This is a genomic window from Metaplanococcus flavidus (assembly GCF_042675885.1).
Taxonomy (GTDB): Bacteria; Bacillota; Bacilli; order Bacillales_A; family Planococcaceae; genus Planococcus; species Planococcus flavidus.
The window spans coordinates 40,990-62,763 of the sequence record NZ_JBHTKI010000003.1; the positions used below are offsets into that span (position 1 = coordinate 40,990).

At 47.7% G+C, this 21,774-nt stretch carries 19 protein-coding genes and 1 pseudogene; 13 read left to right on the forward strand and 7 right to left on the reverse strand.

What is annotated here, in order from left to right; genetic code table 11:
* Window positions 1–78: 78 nt before the first annotated feature.
* Window positions 79–1,083: an LLM class flavin-dependent oxidoreductase gene (locus ACFQ1X_RS01455; protein WP_144840369.1), complete on the forward strand. Its 1,005-nt coding sequence runs from the start codon at window positions 79–81 to the stop codon at window positions 1,081–1,083.
* Window positions 1,084–1,136: 53 nt separating this feature from the next.
* Here ACFQ1X_RS01455 and ACFQ1X_RS01460 read toward each other — a convergent pair whose 3' ends face one another.
* Together ACFQ1X_RS01460 and ACFQ1X_RS01465 are read right to left on the reverse strand one after the other, a co-directional pair.
* The gene (locus ACFQ1X_RS01460; protein WP_144840455.1) at window positions 1,137–2,747 is read right to left on the reverse strand and encodes a glycoside hydrolase family 43 protein; all 1,611 of its coding nucleotides are present in this window, start codon (window positions 2,745–2,747) and stop codon (window positions 1,137–1,139) included.
* An 82-nt stretch (window positions 2,748–2,829) separates the two neighbouring features.
* Window positions 2,830–4,038: an ROK family protein gene (locus tag ACFQ1X_RS01465; protein WP_144840370.1), complete on the reverse strand. Its 1,209-nt coding sequence runs from the start codon at window positions 4,036–4,038 to the stop codon at window positions 2,830–2,832.
* Window positions 4,039–4,303: 265 nt separating this feature from the next.
* Between ACFQ1X_RS01465 and ACFQ1X_RS01470 the strand changes: the two genes are divergently transcribed.
* The 3 genes from ACFQ1X_RS01470 (at window position 4,304) to ACFQ1X_RS01480 (ending at window position 7,419) form a co-directional block, all read left to right on the forward strand.
* Window positions 4,304–5,605 (forward strand): extracellular solute-binding protein, encoded by a 1,302-nt coding sequence (locus ACFQ1X_RS01470; protein ID WP_144840371.1) that lies wholly within the window; start codon window positions 4,304–4,306, stop codon window positions 5,603–5,605.
* A 98-nt stretch (window positions 5,606–5,703) separates the two neighbouring features.
* Window positions 5,704–6,582, forward strand: coding sequence for a carbohydrate ABC transporter permease (locus ACFQ1X_RS01475; protein WP_144840372.1), 879 nt, complete (start codon window positions 5,704–5,706; stop codon window positions 6,580–6,582).
* A 15-nt stretch (window positions 6,583–6,597) separates the two neighbouring features.
* Entirely contained in the window at window positions 6,598–7,419 is an 822-nt protein-coding gene (locus ACFQ1X_RS01480) for a carbohydrate ABC transporter permease (protein WP_144840373.1), read from the forward strand.
* A 65-nt stretch (window positions 7,420–7,484) separates the two neighbouring features.
* On the opposite strand, the gene ACFQ1X_RS01485 is transcribed toward ACFQ1X_RS01480, so the two are convergent.
* Window positions 7,485–8,105: a YesL family protein gene (locus tag ACFQ1X_RS01485; protein WP_144840374.1), complete on the reverse strand. Its 621-nt coding sequence runs from the start codon at window positions 8,103–8,105 to the stop codon at window positions 7,485–7,487.
* 480 nt (window positions 8,106–8,585) lie between these two features.
* Between ACFQ1X_RS01485 and xylA the strand changes: the two genes are divergently transcribed.
* The 7 genes from xylA (at window position 8,586) to ACFQ1X_RS01520 (ending at window position 17,506) form a co-directional block, all read left to right on the forward strand.
* Window positions 8,586–9,908 (forward strand): xylose isomerase, encoded by a 1,323-nt coding sequence (gene xylA, locus ACFQ1X_RS01490; RefSeq protein WP_144840375.1) that lies wholly within the window; start codon window positions 8,586–8,588, stop codon window positions 9,906–9,908.
* Window positions 9,909–10,067: 159 nt separating this feature from the next.
* A complete protein-coding gene (gene xylB, locus ACFQ1X_RS01495) occupies window positions 10,068–11,567 on the forward strand; it encodes a xylulokinase (RefSeq protein WP_144840376.1) in 1,500 nt (499 codons plus the stop codon).
* 84 nt (window positions 11,568–11,651) lie between these two features.
* Window positions 11,652–12,635 (forward strand): aldo/keto reductase, encoded by a 984-nt coding sequence (locus tag ACFQ1X_RS01500; RefSeq protein ID WP_144840456.1) that lies wholly within the window; start codon window positions 11,652–11,654, stop codon window positions 12,633–12,635.
* A 43-nt stretch (window positions 12,636–12,678) separates the two neighbouring features.
* The gene (locus ACFQ1X_RS01505; protein WP_144840377.1) at window positions 12,679–13,776 is read left to right on the forward strand and encodes an ABC transporter ATP-binding protein; all 1,098 of its coding nucleotides are present in this window, start codon (window positions 12,679–12,681) and stop codon (window positions 13,774–13,776) included.
* A gap of 94 nt (window positions 13,777–13,870) precedes the next feature.
* Window positions 13,871–14,890 (forward strand): Gfo/Idh/MocA family protein, encoded by a 1,020-nt coding sequence (locus tag ACFQ1X_RS01510; protein ID WP_379081056.1) that lies wholly within the window; start codon window positions 13,871–13,873, stop codon window positions 14,888–14,890.
* A complete protein-coding gene (locus ACFQ1X_RS01515) occupies window positions 14,880–15,947 on the forward strand; it encodes an aldose epimerase family protein (protein WP_144840378.1) in 1,068 nt (355 codons plus the stop codon). The genes ACFQ1X_RS01510 and ACFQ1X_RS01515 overlap by 11 nt, the downstream gene beginning before the upstream one ends.
* Window positions 15,948–16,186: 239 nt before the next feature.
* On the forward strand, window positions 16,187–17,506 hold the full coding sequence (locus tag ACFQ1X_RS01520; protein WP_144840379.1) for a short-chain fatty acid transporter: 1,320 nt from the start codon (window positions 16,187–16,189) through the stop codon (window positions 17,504–17,506).
* 110 nt (window positions 17,507–17,616) lie between these two features.
* Here ACFQ1X_RS01520 and ACFQ1X_RS01525 read toward each other — a convergent pair.
* A pseudogene (locus tag ACFQ1X_RS01525) lies at window positions 17,617–17,709 on the reverse strand (SDR family oxidoreductase); the annotation flags it as partial.
* A gap of 229 nt (window positions 17,710–17,938) precedes the next feature.
* Here ACFQ1X_RS01525 and ACFQ1X_RS01530 point away from each other — a divergent pair.
* Entirely contained in the window at window positions 17,939–18,922 is a 984-nt protein-coding gene (locus ACFQ1X_RS01530; RefSeq protein WP_144840380.1) for a F510_1955 family glycosylhydrolase, read from the forward strand.
* 49 nt (window positions 18,923–18,971) lie between these two features.
* Here the strand turns inward: ACFQ1X_RS01530 and ACFQ1X_RS01535 are convergent, their stop codons facing one another.
* From ACFQ1X_RS01535 to ACFQ1X_RS01545, 3 genes are all read right to left on the reverse strand, one after another.
* Window positions 18,972–19,298 carry a four-helix bundle copper-binding protein gene (locus tag ACFQ1X_RS01535; RefSeq protein ID WP_144840381.1) on the reverse strand — a complete coding sequence of 109 codons (327 nt, stop codon included), beginning with the start codon at window positions 19,296–19,298 and terminating at the stop codon, window positions 18,972–18,974.
* A 107-nt stretch (window positions 19,299–19,405) separates the two neighbouring features.
* The gene (locus ACFQ1X_RS01540) at window positions 19,406–19,663 is read right to left on the reverse strand and encodes an SHOCT domain-containing protein (protein ID WP_144840382.1); all 258 of its coding nucleotides are present in this window, start codon (window positions 19,661–19,663) and stop codon (window positions 19,406–19,408) included.
* Window positions 19,664–19,760: 97 nt separating this feature from the next.
* Window positions 19,761–19,904, reverse strand: a complete 144-nt coding sequence (locus tag ACFQ1X_RS01545) for a hypothetical protein (protein ID WP_379081062.1) — start codon at window positions 19,902–19,904, stop codon at window positions 19,761–19,763.
* Between the two features lie 260 nt (window positions 19,905–20,164).
* On the opposite strand from ACFQ1X_RS01545, the gene ACFQ1X_RS01550 reads away from it, so the two are divergent.
* Entirely contained in the window at window positions 20,165–21,748 is a 1,584-nt protein-coding gene (locus ACFQ1X_RS01550; protein ID WP_379081065.1) for a SpoIID/LytB domain-containing protein, read from the forward strand.
* Window positions 21,749–21,774: the final 26 nt, after the last annotated feature.

Here is a 21,774-nt window from a genome sequence, read left to right on the forward strand (position 1 = left end):
TGCGCAAACAAACCATTCCTGCGATCCATAACTTGCGTGCTAAACTAGAAAGAACTTGGAAAAAAGGGCGGGAAACTCATGATTTCACTTAGTATTTTGGATTATTCGCCAATCGATGAAGGATCGACGGCAGGAGAAGCGCTGCACCAGACGACCGCGCTCGCACAATTGGCGGAGCGGCTTGGATATCAGCGTTTTTGGGTGGCGGAGCATCACCAGGTCGATTCGGTTGCCGGGAGCTCGCCGGAAATGCTGATGATGCATCTGGCCGGTGCAACGGAAAAGATTCGGATCGGCTCCGGCGGCGTCATGCTGCCGCATTACAGTGCATATAAAGTGGCGGAGAATTTCCGGCTCCTCGAAGCGCTGCACCCCGGACGAATTGACCTCGGCATCGGCCGTTCACGCAGCTACCGTCTGGTCAATAAAGCCTTGAACGAGTCGAAGGGGATTCCGGTTTCCTACGAGCAACAAATTGCGGATATCCAAAAATATCTTACTGACGATACGGAAACGGAACATCGTTTCCGGCAATTGCGCGCGACACCGGTAGCCGAAACAACGCCCGAAATGTGGGTGCTCGGCACCGGGGAAGGCAGCGTGAAAGTGGCGGCGGAAGCGGGAGCGGCCTATGCTTATGCCCATTTCGCCAAACCGTTGAAATCCAGCGCCAAGCTGATCGGTTCGTATAAAGAACAATTCCGGCCATCGCGTTTGCTGGATGCACCCAAATCGATGGTCTGTGTTTTTGCAGTTGTCGGAGAAACTGAAGAGGAAGCGGAAGACCTGGCAAAAGCCTTTGATCTGTGGCTGCTGTTCGTCGAATCGGATACACCGCCTCCGTATTACCCGTCTATTGAAACAGCGAAGCAGCGCGGTTTCAGCGCAAGCGAGACGGAAAAGGTCGAACGTAACCGGAAACGCATGCTGATCGGCACGGCTGAACAGGTAAAGTGGCAAATCGAAGAGATTGCAGCGGCCTATCAGACGGATGAAATTCTCATCATTCCGAATGTTTCCGGTGCCTATAGCCGGATGAAAACGATTCGTCTGTTGGCGGAAGAATTTGGATTGCAGGGGTAAAATGAAAAGCCTCGTGACAGCAATTACGCTGTCACGAGGCTTTTCTGTGTTTATTATTTATTTTCTTTATAAACAAAGTAATCGAAATCAGCAGCCAGTCCTTGTCCGGATGTATCCTGGCATTGCATGCCGACAAATGCGCCGGTGAAGAAGCCGCCGCCCTGGATATAATCATCCGATAATTTATGCGACTCGAATTGGATTGGAATCCCGTTCCAGTTGTTGCCGTCAAACGAATAGGAATACTGATAGGTACCGGTTTTGACATCGACACGCATGTGCACGTAGTCGACATGTTCAGGAACTTCAATTTCTTCCCCTTGAAGGGGTTGGTCGAATTCTGTATTGTCGCAAACCGTCAATTCGAGGATACGCCCTTTTTCTTCGTTCCAGGAAATTTGAAGCGCTGTCCAGTTTTCCGTGTTGTAATAATTGACCAGTCCGGCCCCTTGCTGGAACGTTGTCGGATTGAACGCGACTTTCGTTTCAGCTGTGAAGTTGAAATGCTGCCAGCGGCGCGCAATAAAAGCCTGTGTGAATTTCGACGTCAGCGATTCTCTGCCGTGAATGCGCAGATGGCCCGGATTTTCTTTCAGCGATGCAATTTCTTCACCAAGCGGAATGCGCAGCGTTTGGAAATGGCTGTTCAATTGCTCCGAATCGAAATCGTCCCTTTCAGGAAAATCCGCTTCCCAGACGTGTTCTGCGATGGCCGGCCCTTCGATTTCAAGGGAAGGCTGGTTGCCGCCGACTACGTACGGCCAGTCGTTTTTCCATTCCAGCCGCTGGATTGCTGTTTCACGCCCGAGCGGACAGAAACCGCGCGGGTCAAGCAGCGCCTGGTCTTCCTGTGGAAGCGGTCGGCCCGTCAGATGGACGAGGAACCATTCGTCAGTATGTGTCTGAACGATGGAAGCGTGGCCAGCTTTTTGCAGCGGATTTCTTGGATATGGCCATGAAGTGATCAGCGGGTTTTCCGGATGCACTTCGTACGGGCCGTCGATTGTTTTCGAGCGGGCGATTGTCGCCTGGTGATCGTATTTGGTGCCGCCTTCTGCGGTCAATAAATAATAATAGTCACCGATTTTATAAAGATGCGGCGCTTCCGTCAATTTAATGTCGGTTCCTTTGAAGATGATTTTTGATTCGCCGACAAGCTTGCGCTGCTGCGGATCGAATTCCTGCAGTACGATGCCATAGAAATTATGATTTCCTTTACGGTGGTCCCAGTACATATTGACAAAATATTTCTTGCCGGATTCATCAAGGAACAGAGAAGGGTCAAAGCCTGAACTGTTCAGGTAACTTGGCTCCGACCATTCGCCGTCGATGGTGTCACATGTCACCAGATAGTTATGGCAATCTTTCCAGCGGCCTTCGGTCACTTTGACGTCTGTGTAGATCAGCCAGAATTTTCCGTCGCTGTATGAAAGAGCCGGAGCCCAGACGCCGCCGGAATTGGGGTTGCCCATCATGTTCAATTGGCTGACGCGGTTAAGCGGGCGAGAAGCCAGGCGCCAGTTTTTAAGATCTTTTGAGTGATAGATGCCGACGCCGGGGAACCATTCAAAAGTGGAAACGGCTATGTAATAATCTTCCCCCACGCGGCAGATGCTTGGATCCGGATTGAATCCGGGCAAAATCGGGTTCAGTATTTTCATCAGAATAATCCATCCTTTGCAGTTATATTTTAGATGTAAGTGCTTACAATATTCGTTCCGGGAAAGCCCGGGAGCACAGGCCAGCTCAGACAGGCAGAACGTTTTTCTGCTGGATGCTGACCTGCAGGAAGTTTTCGATTGAAAAAGCGGCAACGCCGAGTGCTGTGGAGAACGTGGAGAGTTCCGAAAACTTGATCTCCAGGTCATTCTTCTGGAACCAAAGCGCTTGTTTGGCGACACGATTATTCAATGGTCCTTCCAACAGTTCTTTTGCCGATGCCAGCCGGTTGCCGATGATGACCTGCTGGGGATTAAAGGTATTGATGATGTTGTTGATGCCGACGCCCAAATAGTCACCGGTTTGTTCAAACAAGGCGATAACGTCTTTATTGCCATCGACCGCTAAAGCCTGAAGATTCGTCAAATCGAATTCTTCGTGGTCAGCGAGAGGCAAGCCCATCGGTTCTGCCCTTGTGATCAATGCCTGTTCGGAAGCATAAAGTTCCCAGCAGCCTTTATTGCCGCAGCGGCAGGTTTTACCATCGACCTGAATCGTCATATGGCCCATTTCACCTGAGAAACCGTTGGATCCTTTGTAAAGTTCACCGTTCAGGATCAGGCCGACCCCGATACCGATTCCCGCACTGACGTAGACGATATTGTCGCATTCCGTTCCGACCCCGAATTTTTTCTCGCCATAGGCGCCGGCGTTCGCCTCGTTTTCGATGATGACCGGCAGACCGTATCTGTCTTCCAAAATTCCCCGGAGATTCAAGTTTTTCCAGTTGAGATTGGGTGCCAGAAGAATGTTGCCGTCGTTATCAACAATGCCCGGTACGCCGACACCGATACCAATGATGCCATGTGGGCTCGAGGGTGCGTTAACCTGCAGATAATCGATAACGGAGAACAGCTTTTCTTCGATCTCTTTATAGGAAAGATCTTTGAATGTGACTTCTTTTTTCAGAACGATATTGCCGCTCAGGTCGGTCAGAATGCCGAGCAAATAATTGACGCCGATGTCGATGCCGATCGAATGGCCTGCAGCTTCGTTGAACAGGAGCATCACCGGGCGCCTTCCGCCACTTGAAACGCCGGGACCAGATTCATAAATCAGATGATCTTCCAGCAGATCATTGACCAAAGAAGAAACTGTCCCCTTGTTCAGGCCGACTTCACTGGCGACAGAGGCCCTTGAAATCGGGGAGCAATCTATAATTTTATTGAGCACCAACGATGTATTCCCTTCTTTTACGACATGATGATTGAATGTCCTGGTTGCCACGGTTTTCATCAGCTTCAGCTCTTTCTTTTTTTAATTCTATTCTAACAAATAAAACCTGGTATATAATTAATTCCGGTACAGGAAAAAGAAAATATTGCCTTTTTGAGCAATATAAAAGGATTTCCTTAGAATTATTGCAGGTTTCTAGCTTCAGTATACATGAAATAAAAACTTTGTTCATCCACTAGACTAACAAGGATTGATTTGATACAATGAAAACGCATACAACAATCTGAAAATTGTTGTAACAATAAATTTTATTGGGGGAGAAAAAATGGGAGGAAAGAAAACGCTTACAGTTTTATCGTCCGCATTAGCCATGTCATTGTTGTTAACAGCTTGTTCAGATTCAGAATCAGAAGGGGCATCTTCAGCGTCGGGGGATACTGAAGTTAAGTTTATGCACTTATGGCCGGAAGGAAGCTCTAAGAAGCATTTTGATGTGGTGAATGAAATCATCGCTGATTATGAAGCTGAAAATGAGGGCGTCACAATCGATTTGGAAGTATTAAGCAATGAGCAATACAAAGATAAATTACGTGTCCTTTCGACTTCAGGAGATCTTCCGGATGTCGGGATGACGTGGGCAGCCGGATTCCTCGAGCCTTATGTCGGCGGCAATATGTTCGCACCGCTTGATGATTTGATCGCAGAGGAACTGAGCGACGCATTTGTTCCAGGAACAGCGGAAGCATATGCGCTTGACGGCGCGACTTATGGTCTGCCATTGGAATTGAACATCGTATCACTTTACTACAACAGCGCAATGTTCGAGGAGCAGGGCTTGGAACCGCCTGCAACTTACGAGGAATTGCTTGAAGTAGTGGACGCATTCAATGAAGAGGGAATTCAGCCGATTGCACTTGGTAACAGAGACGCATGGACAGGATCCATGTGGTATATGTATCTGGCAGATCGCCTCGGCGGAGCTGATACATTGAATAAAGCGATCGACCGTACAGGATCTTTCGAAGACCCGGCTTTGGTTGAAGCTGCTGCAAAAGTACAGGAATTGGTTGACAGAGACGCATTTGTAAACGGCTTTAACGGTTTGGCTGATGAAGAAGCAAAATCGATGTTCATGAGCGAACAGGCTCCAATGTACTTGATCGCTACTTGGGACCTGCCAAACTACACAACAAACGAAACAGTGCCACAGGAATTCAGAGATTCTGTTGATTACATGAATTTCCCGACAGTTGAAGGCGAAGGCGACACAAACAGCTTTGTCGGCGGACCGGGAGTCGGACTATTCGTAGCAGAAGAATCTGAAGTCAAAGAAGAAGCGAAAGATTTCGCAGCCCACTTTGTGAAAGCATGGGGCGAAGAAGCGGTAACCAAAGCCGGCGTAATTCCGGCTACTAAAGTTGACGCGGATTCTCTTGATCTTCCACAAATGTACATTGATATCCTGAACGAATTGAATAACGCCAGCAACATCACATTGTTCGCGGATGTTCAAATGAGCCCGGATACTGCGCAAGTCCACTTGGATTCGATCCAGGCATTGTTCGGCAACGAAATGACGCCTGAAGAATTCGGTAAAGCGCACGAAGACGCATTATCAGCAGAATAAGCAACACATGGATTTGGTGAAATCAGATGAAATGAAAGGGACATCTCCTGGTTAGCGGAATGTCCCTTTCAATTTTCCAGAATATGGGGTTGAATGCTATGAACAAAGTAATGTCCAATAAGTTGCATATCGCATTATATATTGCACCGGCCCTACTATTGGTCAGTGTATTGGTATTTATTCCATTGATTCTTTCCGGCTATTATGGCCTGATGGATTGGGATGGAATAGGCGCAAAGACATTTATCGGTTTGGAAAACTATATTAACGGGATCCAGGACAGCAAGTTTTGGAACAGCGCTTTTCATTCGTTTTTACTGGCATTGTTCTCGACTTTGAGCCTGGCGCTTTATTTACTAGTTTCAATCATTTTGGCTTCAAAAATTAAAGGTGCAGATTTGCTGAGAAAAATCTACCTGATTCCGATGCTGCTGTCTTCAGTTGCCATCGCTCAGCTTTGGATAAAGGTCTATAACCCGTCAAATGGTGTTTTGAATACATTCCTGCGGGCAATCGGCATCGAAAATCCGCCGAACTGGCTGGCTGATCCGACTATCGTGCTGTTTGCGATATTCATTCCGATTCTCTGGCAATATGCAGGATTCTACATATTGATCTACTATGCGGCACTTAAAAACATTCCTGAATCATTGGTAGAAGCAGCACGCATCGACGGAGCAACGCCGTTTCAGATTGCGACCCGCATCAAGTTGCCATTGATCAAAGAAGTGGTGAGTGTCACAATCGTTCTGGCAATCGTCGGGTCATTGAAATACTTCGACCTGATTTACGTAATGACTGCCGGCGGACCAAACGGTGCATCAGAGGTTATGGCGTCGTATATGTATAAGCTGGCGTTCAGCAGTTATAACTTCGGATACGGCAGCGCCATCGGATTCCTGTTGCTGATCATTACGCTGATAGTAACGATCATCGTCCGTAAAGCGACCGCAACCAAAGAAAGAATTGAGTATTAGAAAGGGGATTATAGCATGAATCGCATTGGTTATTTTTTTCTTTACCTCGCGCTGATTGTGGTGGCAATGTTTCAGATCCTGCCGTTAATCTGGCTGTTCATCTTCTCGCTGAAAGATAATCGTGAAATTTTCGCCGGCTCGCCTTTTTCATTGCCGAGTGAATTCCGGTGGGAAAATTACGCCAAAGTCTGGGATGGCGGCATCGGTGTTTATTTCTTTAATAGCGTCTGGATAACAATAATAGCCATCATTCTGACAGTGCTGTTTGCCAGCATGGCAACATTTGCAATCACCCGCATGAAATGGAAATTGAGCGGATTGGTTCTCGGCCTTTTCATGGTCGGTTTGATGATTCCGATCCACTCAGCTTTGATTCCGCTCTACAGCATGTTCATGAGCGTCAACATGATCGATAATCCGTGGTCGATTGTGCTGACTTACACAGCCTATAACCTGCCGATCACAATGATGATTCTGCTTGGTTTTTACTACACCTTGCCGAAGGAAGTCGAAGAAGCGGCCATTATCGACGGCTGTTCGATCCACCGGATGTTTTTCCGTATCATCCTGCCGATGACGACTCCGGTCATGGCGACTACAGTTGTGATCAATATGATCTATAACTGGAATGAGTTCGTCTTTGTGAACACGTTCATCAGTTCCGAGAAATACAAGACGCTCACTGTCGGCATCCAGAACTTTATCGGCCAATACATGACAGACTGGGGCGCAATCGGCGCAACGCTTATCATCAGTGTGCTGCCGATTATCGTAGCGTTCATCTTCTTCAGCAATAAAGTCGTTGAAGGGATTTCATCGAGCGCGGTTAAAGGATAATAGAAAAGCTTCCCCTGTGAAAAATGATTCTCACGGGAGAAGCTTTTTGTCTATCGCGGATCCGGTTACCCCTGCAGTTCGCCGCCTTTATTCATCCGGCTGAATGACCGCAAGGCAAGCCACATGATAATGTACGAAAATGAACTGCCGCCGAAGATAACGGCGAGTGCCGGAATGGTTTGCATGATGACAGCGAGTGAGCCAAGGCAAACGAAAATGAGCAGTGTATTGAGCGGATTGATCAGCATGATCAGAAATGCATTTTTAATGACCCAGCCTATTTTAATATCGAAATGAACAAATGTCGGGAACAGGTAAAACAGATACATTGTGAACAGCAGCATAAAGGCGAACAACGGGATATGGGTCCATGACAAAGTTTCAGAACTTGTTTGGATATAAAAAATATCGAGCGCGATAAAAGCCGCAATGGCAGTCACGAAAAGGCCAAGCAAATTGCTTTTGACGAAATCGCGCCGGTAATATTCCCAAAACATCGGGAACACAGGCTTGCCGGTATCACCGCGCAGCCAGTCCCTGCAAATCGCGAACATTGCAAGCGTCGCAGGATAGAATCCGAGCAGCACACCGCCGAGCAAAGTAAACAGGATCCACAGCAAATTGACATAAGCAAAACGGGTGACCCATTCAAGAACATTATAGATAAAACCACTGGTTGAATTCATATTTTGACCATCCTTATTAATTAATGGGAAAGGCAGTGAAATAGTTATTATATTTGCTTCGGCTCTTTGTACTAAACTTCCCAATAAGCCGAGAAAAGCACTCGTCTTATTGTTTCGTCCAGTCCTGAGCCGCGCCGTCGCTTGGAGAGTGATTTTGGATTAGAAAATCTCTAAGATATGGAGTAAAACAGCGAAGAGTTGACCGACGCCTGCGAGGGCGGCTCTTTGCGACGAAGCAGCGCAGCGATGCAGGAGCACGGGTTTTGGCAAGCGAGCTGTTTTGCGGAATATCGAATAACAGCATTAGGCTAACAACAAAACTATATCTTCTTTTATTATCTTACACTATCATTCTAAACTTAGTTTAACTAATAGACAAACTAATTCAAAATTGGTATACTTTTGATGAAAGCCTTTTCATTACATAACCAAATCAACATCTATACTAACCAAAACATCATACAGTTGGAGGTACATACAATGGCTTATTTCCCGAATATCGAAAACATTAAATTTGAAGGTGCTTCTTCGAAAAATCCGTTCGCATTTAAATTCTACAACCCGGAACAGCAAATTGGCGGCAAGTCTATGGAAGAAACGCTGCGCTATGCAGTCTCTTACTGGCACACATTCACAATGGACGGTTCTGATCCGTTCGGTGCCGGCAGTATGATCCGGAATTGGGACAAATATGACGGCATGGACCTGGCGAAAGCCCGTGTTGAAGCGTCGTTTGAATTCTACAATAAAATCGGCGTACCGTTTTTCTGTTTCCACGATATTGACATTGCACCGGAAGGCAGCAATTTGAGCGAATCCAATAAGAACCTCGACGAAATCGTCGGCATGATCAAAGAATACATGAAAGACAGCAAAGCGAAATTGCTTTGGAATACAGCAAATAACTTTACGCATCCACGTTTTGTTCACGGCGCAGCTTCATCCAGCAATGCGGATGTGTTCGCTTATTCAGCAGCAAAAGTGAAAAAAGGCCTGGAAATCGGCAAAGAGCTCGGCGCTGAAAACTATGTATTCTGGGGCGGCCGTGAAGGGTACGAAACGCTATTGAACACGAACATGAAACTGGAGTTGGATAATCTTGGCCGCTTCTATCACATGGCAGTGGACTATGCGAAGGAAATCAGCTTTGACGGCCAATTCCTGATCGAGCCGAAACCGAAAGAACCGACAACCCACCAATACGATTACGACGTGGCGACAGCCCACGCCTTCCTGCAAAGCTACGGTCTGGCAGATCGTTTCAAGTTTAATATAGAAGCAAACCACGCCACGCTTGCGGGCCATACATTTGAACACGAACTTCATTATGCGCGCATCAACAATATGCTGGGTTCGGTCGATGCCAACCAGGGAGATCCGCTGCTTGGCTGGGATACGGACGAATTCCCGACGGATCTGTGGTCAACAACGCTTGCGATGTACGAAATTCTTCAAAATGGCGGACTTGGCCGCGGCGGCTTGAATTTCGATGCAAAAGTGAGACGCGGTTCATTCGAACAGGATGACTTGTTCCACGCACACATTGCCGGAATGGACGCATTTGCAGTCGGCCTGACTGTCGCACAGCAATTGATCGATGACAAAGTATTGGAAAACGTTGTAAGCAACCGTTACCAGTCCTATACAGAAGGCATCGGTCTGGATATTGTCAACGGCAAGACCGATTTCCACAAACTCGAGCAGCACGCACTTGGCTTAACCGACATCAAACAGACTTCAGGGCGCCTGGAGCAGATCAAAGCGACAATCAATCAATATTTATTGCAGGCATTCGTTAAATAAAGAGAAACTTCATTCAGTGGGGAAGATCTATCTCCCCACTGAATGTTAGTTGATCCAATCGGGTTTTTACGGTCAGTCGACCTCCCGCTTGAACAAGTGGGAGTCTTACTGACCGTTAATACGGGATAAAAGATTTTCAATGCTGGGAGCGCTGGAACTATGAAATATGTAATTGGTGTGGATTTAGGAACAAGTGCAGTTAAAATCTTATTGGTCAGCGAGCAAGGGGCAGTCGTCCAGACGGTATCAAAGCCGTATCCTCTTTATCATGACAAGACAGGATACAGCGAACAGGATCCGGAAGATTGGGTGACCGGAACGATTGACGGCCTGCAGGAACTGCTGCAGGAATTCGGCGGCAACCCGGAAGACATCGAAGGCATCAGTTTCTCGGGACAGATGCATGGTCTCGTGCTGATGGACGACAGCAACAGCGTCCTGCGCCGTGCCATTCTTTGGAATGATACCCGCACAACGGCCGAGTGCCGGAGCATCGTCGATCTTGTCGGGCAGGAACGCCTGCTTGAAATTACAAAAAATCCAGCTTTGGAGGGCTTTACACTTCCGAAAATTCTGTGGGTCAAAGAACATGAACCTGAAATTTTCAATCAGGCAACAGCATTTGTCCTGCCGAAAGATTATTTGCGTTACCGGATGACGGGTGAGTTGCAGATGGAATTTTCGGATGCGGCAGGAACACTGCTGTTGGATATTTCGAAGAAGCAATGGAGCGGAGAAATCTGCAAGCTGTTGGATCTTGATGAGAGTATTTGCCCGCCGCTGGTTGACTCGCATACCGAAGTCGGAACACTGACGGCTGAATTTGCAGAGGCTTCCGGTCTGGCACAAACGACGCGCGTCTTTGCAGGCGGAGCTGATAACGCATGCGGCGCCATCGGTTCGGGAATTCTGGAAGATGGCAAAACGCTGTGCAGCATTGGCACGTCAGGTGTTGTGCTGTCATACGAAGCAAGTGACGATAAAGACTTCGATGGAAAAGTGCATTATTTCAACCACGCGGCACCGGATGCCTTCTATACGATGGGCGTCACACTTTCAGCGGGCTACAGCCTGACCTGGTTCAAGGAAGTTTTCGCTGCAGACGAATCATTCGACGAGTTGTTGGCTGATATCGCTGCAGTTCCTGCAGGTTCAAACGGCTTATTGTTTACGCCTTATTTGGTGGGTGAACGGACGCCGCATGCAGATGCCGCAATCCGCGCCAGCTTTATCGGCATGGACAGCTCACATCAGCGTAAAGATTTCGCGCGCGCAGTCCTGGAAGGCATAACGTTTTCAATGAATGAATCGATTGAAATTTTCCGAGCCAACGGCAAGCATATCGACACGATCGTTTCCATCGGCGGGGGCGCCCAAAACGAAGATTGGCTGCAGATGCAGGCGGATATCTTCAATGCGAAAATCGTCCGGCTGAGGAGCGAACAGGGGCCCGGCATGGGGGCGGCAATACTTGCAGCTTTCGGCTGTGGCTGGTTTGAGTCACTCCAGGCATGCGCAGATGTATTCCTTGAAGAAGACAAGGAATTCTTACCGGACGCCTCCAATGTGGAACGATATGAGAAATTGTTTGCGGTATACACTGAAGTTTATGAACAGACAAAAGGTCTGAACGAAAAGTTAGCAGCTTTCCGAAAATGAAGCATCAAATAAGAGTCTCAACTATTCGGTGGAGGCTCTTATTTGCAAAAGGGCTGGACAAATCGAAAGAGGGGGCGTGAAATGATGAATTATCGGCAAATCGGCAGCACTGATCTGAAAGTGAGCGAATTGAGTTTTGGCACATGGGCGATTGGTGGTTCGTGGGGCAGTACGAATGATGAAGAATCGTTACGGGGGCTCAACTGGGCAATGGATGCCGGTGTAAACTTTTTCGACACAGCAGACGTTTACGGAGATGGCCATGCAGAAGAATTATTGGCAAAAGCGACAAAAGGCAGACATGAAGAAATCCATATCGCGACAAAATTTGCGCGGGGCGGCGACATTCATGACCCGAAAACCTATTCGCTGGAAAGTGTCAGCCAATACGCAGAAAATAGTTTGAAACGGCTTGGCCGGGAACAAATCGATCTGTTTCAGATCCATTGTCCACCGATTGAAATTCTCCGGGACGGCCAGGTGTTTGACGTATTGAACCGTTTGAAAGAACAGGGCAAAATCCGTTACTACGGCGTCAGTGTGGAAACAGTGGAAGAAGGGCTGTTGTGCCTCGAAAATCCGGATGTCAGCAGTTTGCAGGTGATTTTTAATCTGTTCCGGCAGAAACCGGCAACAGAACTTTTCCCGGTGGCAGCCCAAAAGAATGTCGGCATTTTAGCTCGTGTACCGCTGGCCAGTGGTTTATTGACCGGGAAATTCAAACGGGATGCAAAATTCGAGGAAGACGATCACCGCAACTTCAACCGAGATGGTCAGGCATTTAATGTCGGCGAAACTTTTGCAGGGCTGGAATTCAATAAAGGCGTTGAGTTGACCGAAAAATTGTCCTGGATTTCAGAAGGCAGAGGCAATATGACACAGGCTTCCTTAAAGTGGATTTTGGAGCACGAGGCAATTTCTTCCGTGATTCCGGGCTTTAAAACAGTGGCGCAAGTTGAAGATAATCTGCAGGCGTTGAAAGCGGCGCCGTACAGCGCAGAAGAACTGAAAAAAATTGAACAATTTTATAAGCAAGAAGTGGCATCGAATATCAGGGGCCCATACTAAGTCAGGGAATTGAAAACGAGATACATAGTCGGAGGGATAAAAAATGGCAGGATTGAATTTAGTCAATATCAAAAAAGTCTATGACAAAGGTGTCGTTTCGGTTCAGGACTTCAGCCTAGAAATCAGGGATAAGGAATTTCTTGTACTGGTGGGACCATCCGGCTGCGGGAAATCGACGACGCTCCGGATGATTGCCGGGCTTGAAGATATCACGGAAGGTGACTTGTTCATCGGCGACAAACGCGTGAACGATGTCTCCCCGAAAGACCGCGATATTGCAATGGTATTCCAGAACTATGCACTTTACCCGCACATGAACGTGTACGACAATATGGCATTCAGCTTGAAACTGCGCAAATTTAAAAAGAATGAAATCAAGGAACGCGTCGACAATGCGGCGAAAATCCTGGGATTGGACGAATACCTGTACCGCAAACCGAAAGCCTTATCCGGCGGCCAGCGCCAGCGCGTTGCACTCGGACGGGCTATTGTGCGCGACGCGGAAGTGTTCCTGATGGATGAGCCGTTATCCAACCTGGACGCCAAACTGCGTGTGCAGATGCGCACCGAGATCCAGAAACTGCACCGCCGTCTGCAGACGACGACCGTTTACGTGACACACGACCAGACGGAAGCGATGACGATGGCGACACGACTCGTTGTCATGAAAGATGGTTTTATCCAGCAGGTCGGTTCACCGAAAGAAGTGTACGATGAACCGGATAATATGTTTGTCGGCGGCTTTATCGGCTCCCCGGCGATGAATTTCCTGAATGGGCGGCTGGAAGGCACTCAATTTGTAATGGGCGATATCAAAGTCGTGATACCGGAAGGGAAATTGAAGCTTCTTCGTGAACAGGGGTATGACGGAAAAGACCTGGTTCTCGGCATCCGCCCGGAAGACATCCACGATGAACCGGTGTTCCTCGATTATTCCCCCGAAACAAAAATCCGGGCATTGATTGAAGTGGCCGAATTGATGGGCTCGGAAATCGTTCTGTATTCGATTGTGGACAACCAGGATTTCATCGCCCGCGTGGATGCGCGTTTCGGTGTTGAGGCCGGTGAGACAATCGAAATGGCCTTTGATATGAACAAAGCGCATTTCTTTGATAAGGAATCCCAACTTCGGATCAAATGATTTGCGGATTGCTGATTTGCTAGATCAATGCCGCTGGAGGATAAGCAGTCCTTTGGCGGTATTTTTTCATTTTAAAAATGAAAGGGTGGTTGTGATGGAAAAGGTCAGGTGGGGTGTGTTAAGTACGGCGAAAATCGGATTGACGCAAGTGATTCCGGCGATTCTGCGAGCAGACAATGCAGAGCTTTTGGCGATTGGGAGTCGAGGAGACAAGGCGCGTGCCATTGCTGGCGAAATGGGTATTCCAAAAGCTTATGAAAGTTACCGGGAGTTATTGGCGGACCCGGATATCGACGCGGTTTACATTCCGTTGCCGAATCATCTGCATAAAGAATGGACGCTGAAGGCGGCAGCTGCAGGAAAACATGTGTTATGTGAGAAACCGGCAGCATTGACGGCAGGGGAAGCGGAGGAAATGGTGCAATTTTGCCGCAGCCGAAATGTGAAATTTGCCGAAGCATTTATGTATCAGCTTCATCCACAGCATCAGCGCGTAAAAGAAAGTATGTCTTCCGGTGAAATTGGCGACATTCGGCTGATCAAGTCGAGCCACTCTTTTTATTTGGCAGACCGGGATCACAATATCCGCATGCAAAAAAATATGGGCGGTGGCAGCCTCTACGATCTCGGCTGCTACTCGATTCAAGTCATCCGCCATCTTACCGGCTCAGAGCCGCTGGCAGTGCAGGCATTTGCTGAAGTGGATGAAGCAGGCGGCGTCGACATGACGGCTTATGGATGGATGAAGCTCGATAACGGTGTCCGCGCTTTATTCGACTGCAGTTTTGATATGGTCCCGAGAAACGAATACGAAGTGATCGGCACTAAAGGAACTATCAGAGTGCCGTATGCGTTTCGTCCGGATCTCGTCGGCAACGTGGGTACTGTGATTGTGCAGGCTGCGGGAGAAATCCGGAAAGAAGAACTTGCCGGGGATATTTACAGGCTGGAAGTGGAGAATTTTTCGCAGGCGGTGTTGGATGACCGTGAACCGTGGATCAGCGGAGAATCGACCATACGCAATATGCAAGTGCTGGAAGCGTGCTATCGGTCAATTGCTGAAGGTAAAGCGGTACAGCTTGGTGAAGGGGCAGGGAACGCAAATGATCATTGAACAACAGCCAGTCGGGCAACAGATATTTGGTGAAAAAGATGGGAAACCTGTTACCCTTTATACGATAAAAAACAAGTGGGGCTTTCAGGTTTCCTGCATCGATTACGGCTGCATCATTACGGAAATCCTGTCACCCGACCGGACAGGAAAATTGGAAAATGTTGTGCTGAGTTTGGATACGTTGGAAGAATACCAGCGCGATGTCCATTTTCTGGGAGCCGTAGCCGGTCGTTTTGCGGGACGCATCAAGGATGGCAGCGCTGACATTGCAGGCAGGAACTATCAGCTGGACCGCAATTCGAATGGCCATCATCTGCACGGCGGAGGGTCCGGATGGCATTCTGTTGTGTGGCACTCTGCTCCTTTTGAAGAAGCTGACGGGGCAGGGGTGGAATTTTCGTACACCAGCCCAGATGGCGAAGGGGGCTACCCTGGCAAGTTGGATATGACCATCCGATATTTTGTGAAGGATGATGCAAACGAGCTGATCATTTCCTACGAAGGAACAGCTGATTGCGACACTTTACTCAATCCCACCAACCACTCGTATTTCAATTTGAGCGGAAAGTTGAAACGCGATGTACTGGAACATAACGTTAAGATTCCGAGCGATGCGTATCTTGAATTGGACGGAGAACTATTGCCCACCGGCAAGCTTTTGCCGGTCGATAATTCTGTTTTCGATTTGCGGAATGGAATGAAAATCAACGAAGCCGTTGAAGCAGATCATCCGCAGACAGAAATTGCGGGCAATGGCTATGACCATCCATTTGTTCTGGACCAGTCGGGCGGCAATCCAATAATATTGTCAGATCCCGAAAGCGGCCGTCAACTATCAGTGACCACAACGGAACCGGCCGTGGTGCTGTATACCGGAAACGGCCTTAAGGGGCCTTATACTTTGCGCGGAACAAAAGCGGGAAATTATATGGGCCTCTGTCTGGAAACTCAAAAACTTCCTGATTCGCCTCGCCATACTCAATTTGCTTCGGCGATTTTGAAGCAGGGAGAAAATTTTCATTCTGAAACGAAATTTTCTTTTACGGTACAGGAGTAATGGACGAAAAAAAAGATCGGTTGAAATGAATTATGATACAAGTAAAGCCGTTGGGATGCGAAATTGCCTCTCGATGGCTTTCTTTTTGCTGGATACGGAACACAGGTCAGCTGGCTATGCGATTTCAAGTAAAGCTCTCTTGATAAAAAAACAAAATATTGCAAAATGGATTCAATATACAGTGTAAATAAGGTAGCATAAGACAGGAAGTGAAAATTAGACATAGGAGGATTTACAAAATGAAAGGAATTATCCGTTTTTCCAATAACTTAATGGAAAGATATCTGCCCGATCCATTTCTATTCGTTATCATCCTGACGCTCGTCGTTTTCGGTATGGGTCTCGGTTTGACCGGTTCATCGCCAGTCGAAATGGTAGCATTCTGGGGTGAAGGTTTTTGGGCACTTCTGGCGTTCTCGATGCAGATGGTGCTCGTGCTGGTTACCGGATTCGTTCTGGCAAGCAGCCCGATTTTCAAAAAAGGCCTGGGCAAACTGGCAAGTTTTGCGAAATCGCCGGGCAGTGCCATTATTTGGGTGACATTGGTGTCACTTGCAGCAAGCTGGATCAACTGGGGATTTGGTCTGGTTATCGGTGCGTTGTTTGCGAAAGAATTGGCTAAACGCGTTGACAATGTTGATTATCGCCTGCTGATTGCGAGCGCTTATTCAGGTTTCTTGATCTGGCACGCAGGCTTCTCGGGCTCGATTCCATTGTCGATTGCGACAGAAGGCCATCCGTTCATTGACCGGATTGGCGTTATTCCCACCGGCGAAACGATTTTCGCCAGTTACAACCTCATCATCATCGCGGCGTTAGTTATTATTCTTCCATTATTAAACCGTTTGATGATGCCGAAAAAAGAAGAAACTGTTGCAGTGGATCCGAAAGTGCTGGTGGAGCCGGAAGTCGAAGAACAGCCGGCAAAAACGGACATGACGCCTGCGGAGCGGCTGGAAAACAGTTGGGTTTTATCCGCGATTATCGGCGTACTCGGTATTTCATTCATCGCATATTATTTTATCCAAAATGGATTTGCGTTGACACTTGATCTGGTCAACTTTATGTTCTTGTTTCTCGGAATCATTTTCCATGGAACGCCACGGAAATATTTAATCGCCGTCCAGGAAGCGGTCAAAGGAGCGGGGGGCATCATTGTCCAGTTTCCGTTTTATGCGGGAATCATGGGAATGATGACGGCATCCGGACTCGCTGCTGTAATATCAGAAGCGTTCGTCAGCGTATCAACGGCACAGACTTTTCCGTTGTTCGCTTTCCTGAGTGCGGGGATCGTCAACTTCTTCGTCCCATCAGGCGGTGGCCAGTGGGCAGTTCAGGCACCGATTATGCTGGAAGCGGCGGAAATGCTCGGCAGCGAACCGGCGAAAGTCGCTATGGCAGTAGCCTGGGGTGACGCTTGGACGAATATGATCCAGCCGTTCTGGGCATTGCCGGCATTGGCAATCGCCGGGCTGAAAGCAAAGGATATCATGGGCTTTTGCCTGATTGTCTTGTTTGTCAGCGGTGTTGTGATTGGTTTGGGATTGTTATTTCTTTAAATTAATTTATAGGTCAGCCCTGCCATTACCATTGGCAGGGCTATTTATTTCCCGGGAAATAAAAAGAGCCACGTCCTTGTGATGATTGGAAGTGGCTCTTAGGATCTCTGTTATTTCGCGGTCTGGCCGCCATCGACCAGGTGTTCAGCCCCGGTGATGAAACGGGCTTCGTCTGATGCTAGAAATAGCGCCAGGTAAGCGACGTCTTCCGGTTCTCAAATCCTCCTTTTAAAAGTTTGACTCTATAACGTTTTCCCTGTACCTGTTTTTTCAAACGGCAATTATGAGTAAACGCTGGTATGAAATTCAAATCCAGTGGATACCTTTGAAGCTGCCACATTTTCGACAAGCAAAATAGCTGAAGAGTGGAGGTTTTTCGATATAATGAGAGACAGGGAAACAACAGAACTATACAACAGGAGGAATCTGCAAATGAACAGGAAATTCTTATTCACCGCATTGGCTGCCGGTTTTATTGCCGCAGGGTGCAGTGATGGTTCAGATAATGAAGCGATTGAAAATTCAGCGCCTCCGGAAGAAGAGGCGGCCGAACAGGAGCAGGACACGGAAAATTCTGTGGAGGATGAATTTCTGGTGCCCTTTGAAGGTGCCTTGACGCATGTCCACGGAATGGGATTTGTTGAAAGCGAAGGCGGGTTGTATCTGGCTTCTCATATGGGATTGAAAATCTACCAGGACGGCAGCTGGTATGAGACAGACGGCATGTTCAATGATTATATGGGCTTTAATGCGGTGGATGATGGCTTTTATACGTCCGGACATCCGGGGGAGGATTCAGATTTGCCAAATCCGATCGGAATCCAGCGCAGCAATGACGGGGGACGTTCGCTTGAGGAGCTCGGATTTACAGGTGAAACGGATTTTCACCTGATGGCAGCCGGTTACCGCAGCCACGATCTCTTGGTCATGAATCCGCAGGCGAATTCGGAAATGGCAGCAGGCTTTTACTTCAGTGAAAATGGAGGGGAAGATTGGCAGCAACTGGAGCCGCAAGGGCTTGAAGGCGATTTGGGAGCATTGGCGATCCATCCGGACGATTCACAGCTGATGGCAGCGGCGAGCGCTGCCGGAATATTCCTGTCCAAAGACGGTGGCGCAAGTTTTGAGCGGCTGACGGAAGAAGGGGAATTCGGGACAGCGGTGCATTTTACAGAAGAACAATTATATTATGCGAGTTACGGAACGGGTGCTTCGATGAAAGCCTATGACTTGGAAAGCGGGGAAGCCGATACGTTCGAGTTGCCCGAATTGAATGAAGACGGTGCGGTTTATATCGCCGTGAATCCGTCAGATGATGAGGAAGTTGTATTCAATACGGCTCAGGGCAATACCTACTTCTCCAAGGATGGCGGAGAGTCGTGGGAAGAAATTATGAGTGGTGGAGAAGTTCAGTAAATCCATAGAGAAATCCCCTTCTGAAACTTTCAGAAGGGGATTTTCAGGTTTATGCAACTTTTCTGCAGGCTTCTGCGCATTTGAAGCAAGCTTCTGCACAGCGCTGGCAATGGTCGTGGTCGTGTTGTTTGCATTCATTGCCGCAGGCTTCACAAATTTCAGCGCAAACTTTTGCCAATTGGGCTACAAAAGGCGAGTTGCGGGAAATGGCCTGTTCAAGATAGCCGCAGATGTCTGCGCATTCACGGTCCAGGCGGATACATTCTGCCATCATTTTTACGTCGTCTTCTTTTAGGCATGCGTCGAAACAATGGTTACATTCGGTCATGCATTCGTGCAAAACTTTCAATAATTCTGCATGCTGTTCATGTGCCACAATAAAACCTCCAGTTTCAAATTTTTACCTCATACTTACAGTGTATCCTGCTGGCTGAAAAATAAACATTTGGAACGGTTTTTTTAACTGAAACGAGCGTATCCCAATCAAAATGGGCGTTTCGTTTGGTCTTCCAAATCCTTAACTTTCTGGTGATATTCTTCTTCGCTGATTTCACCCCGGTTGTACTGTCCCTGGAGGCTGTGTTTATCTTCTACAGGGGGCAGCGAATCCACACTTCGCGACTTTGGATCGTTCCTGGCCATGAAAAACCAAAAGATGATCAGAACACCGGCAAGGAATATCAGTAAACCTCCCAGCAGGCCAAGGGGCATCGGAATAGTTGATAACAGAAGGATTTCCATTTTTCCCACTCTCCTTTATCCACCAATCTGCTTGTTACTTGTATAGTTCCCTTTTTCAGACTCCGGTAAGCCAAAACGTTCCGCCTCTCGTGAATTATTATTTTATTTCTCTTTTCTTCATTATCAATGTCAGCCAGACAATACCGATTATCAATAAAACCGGGGCCACAAACAGAGCGATAGTAACTGGCCATTGAAAGGTACCGAGGCCCAATCCCACGTTCAATATAAACAAAGCCATAAGCTTCAACTCCCTTAAATGAATAAGGTATTTTGTATGATTTTTCTCATCTTCATTATAAACCAAATGTAATCTGATTATTAGGTAAATTAACTGATTGCAGAAAAATAATAGTAATAAATCGCTGAAAAATCATAATTTTAATATTTTAAGGAGGTTTATTGAAAATAAATATCGAAAATTTAAGTTTTATTTAAAAGGAATTATCAGATAAAAATGGAATTATAAGCATGAGCAATAAAATTTTGAGGAAGAAGGGAATGGGTGATTTGAGAGATGTGTTCAAGTATTTCATCGTTGCAGCAATTGTAAGCGCTTTATTTTTACAGGGGATCGGACCGGTCAATGTTGCTGCAGAGGAACAGGAGCCTGTCATCCGAATCGGCGTGGTGCCGACAGCGGAGAGTCTGGTAATGGGAGCAGAAGGAGCATTTGACGTTGTTGACAAGGAAACCGGGGAGGTTCTTATCGCTGGCGCAGAAGGAACGGTGGACGTTGAACTTGGAGGAGCTGCAGTCGTTCAGACAAATTACCGCCTGCAGGTCGCTTCCACGACAAGTGAAAGCTATAAGGAAGACTGGCTGGAACGGGCAGCAGCGGCCGGATATGTTACTTACGTTGAAGAGTTTGGTGACTTTGACCGTCTCTTGATCGGCAAATTTCCGGCTGATGCAGGCTGGAGTGAACGTGCAGCATTTAAAAATGACATCGTTGCAGCAGGCCTTGGGGGCAGCGATTCCTATTGGCGCGTAATCACTGTAGGTGAGGGAGAAATGGCGTTGAATGTGACGTATGCCGGCGAAACGGCGACAGCCGCCAACGCTGTACAGATCATCGCAGCATCTGAGCGTGTTTCAATCAACGGCAAACCATACCGCGGTTTGGCAGAAGCGGGATTCAACAGCACGGGCACACTTGCGGGCATCAATGAATTGATGATGGAAGAATATCTTTACGGGGTAGTGCCGCACGAATTGCCGCCGAATCCTTACGGTGAACTGGAAGCACAGAAATCACAGGCAATTGCAGCGCGCACATATGCCTTGTCCAACATGGGCAAACGCAGTGCCGACGGTTATGATTTACTGCCGACCACATCTGACCAGGTATACGGCGGATCTGCGGCGGAGCATCCGATTTCGACCGATGCCATCGATGGCACAAAAGGAATTGTTGCGACATATGACGGCAAGCTGATTACAGCTGTTTACCATTCGACAAGCGGCGGAGCGACTGCCAATAACGAAGACGTCTGGAATTCAGGCGCGACCGATTACCTTCGCGGCACACATGTTGCGCAAAAAGGAAATTCATTGAAATACGTACCGGCACTTGATGTCTATAAGAATTCTGATGAAGGTGAATCGCTGCGCAAAGTGAAAAAAGGCGATTTCGAAGCGGATTGGTCCCGTTATTACCGATGGAATTTTGAATGGACGGCTGAAGAGATGAGCGAAGTATTGAGTCTCTACTATAATATTGATGTGGGTGAAGTCTACGAAATCAACGTGCTCGAACATTCAAGTTCAGGACGTGTGGCGGAAATCGAGTTTGTCACTGAAAACGGCACATTCTACGAATACAAAGACCGCATCCGCTGGGCATTGCAGTACATCAACGCGAGCGGTGATCCGGCAGTGTTGCTGAGTACATTATTCATCATCGAACCGGTTACAGATGAAGTAAACGGGGAAGTCACTGGCTTCAAGACAAACGGCGGAGGCTGGGGCCACGGCGTCGGCATGTCACAGGTTGGCGCAGTCGGCATGGCTGAAGCTGGCTATTCCTACGAAGTTATCCTGAAGCATTTTTATAAAGGGATTGAATTGGAGACACGTTATTAAAGGAATAAAAACTGAAAGCACGCTGC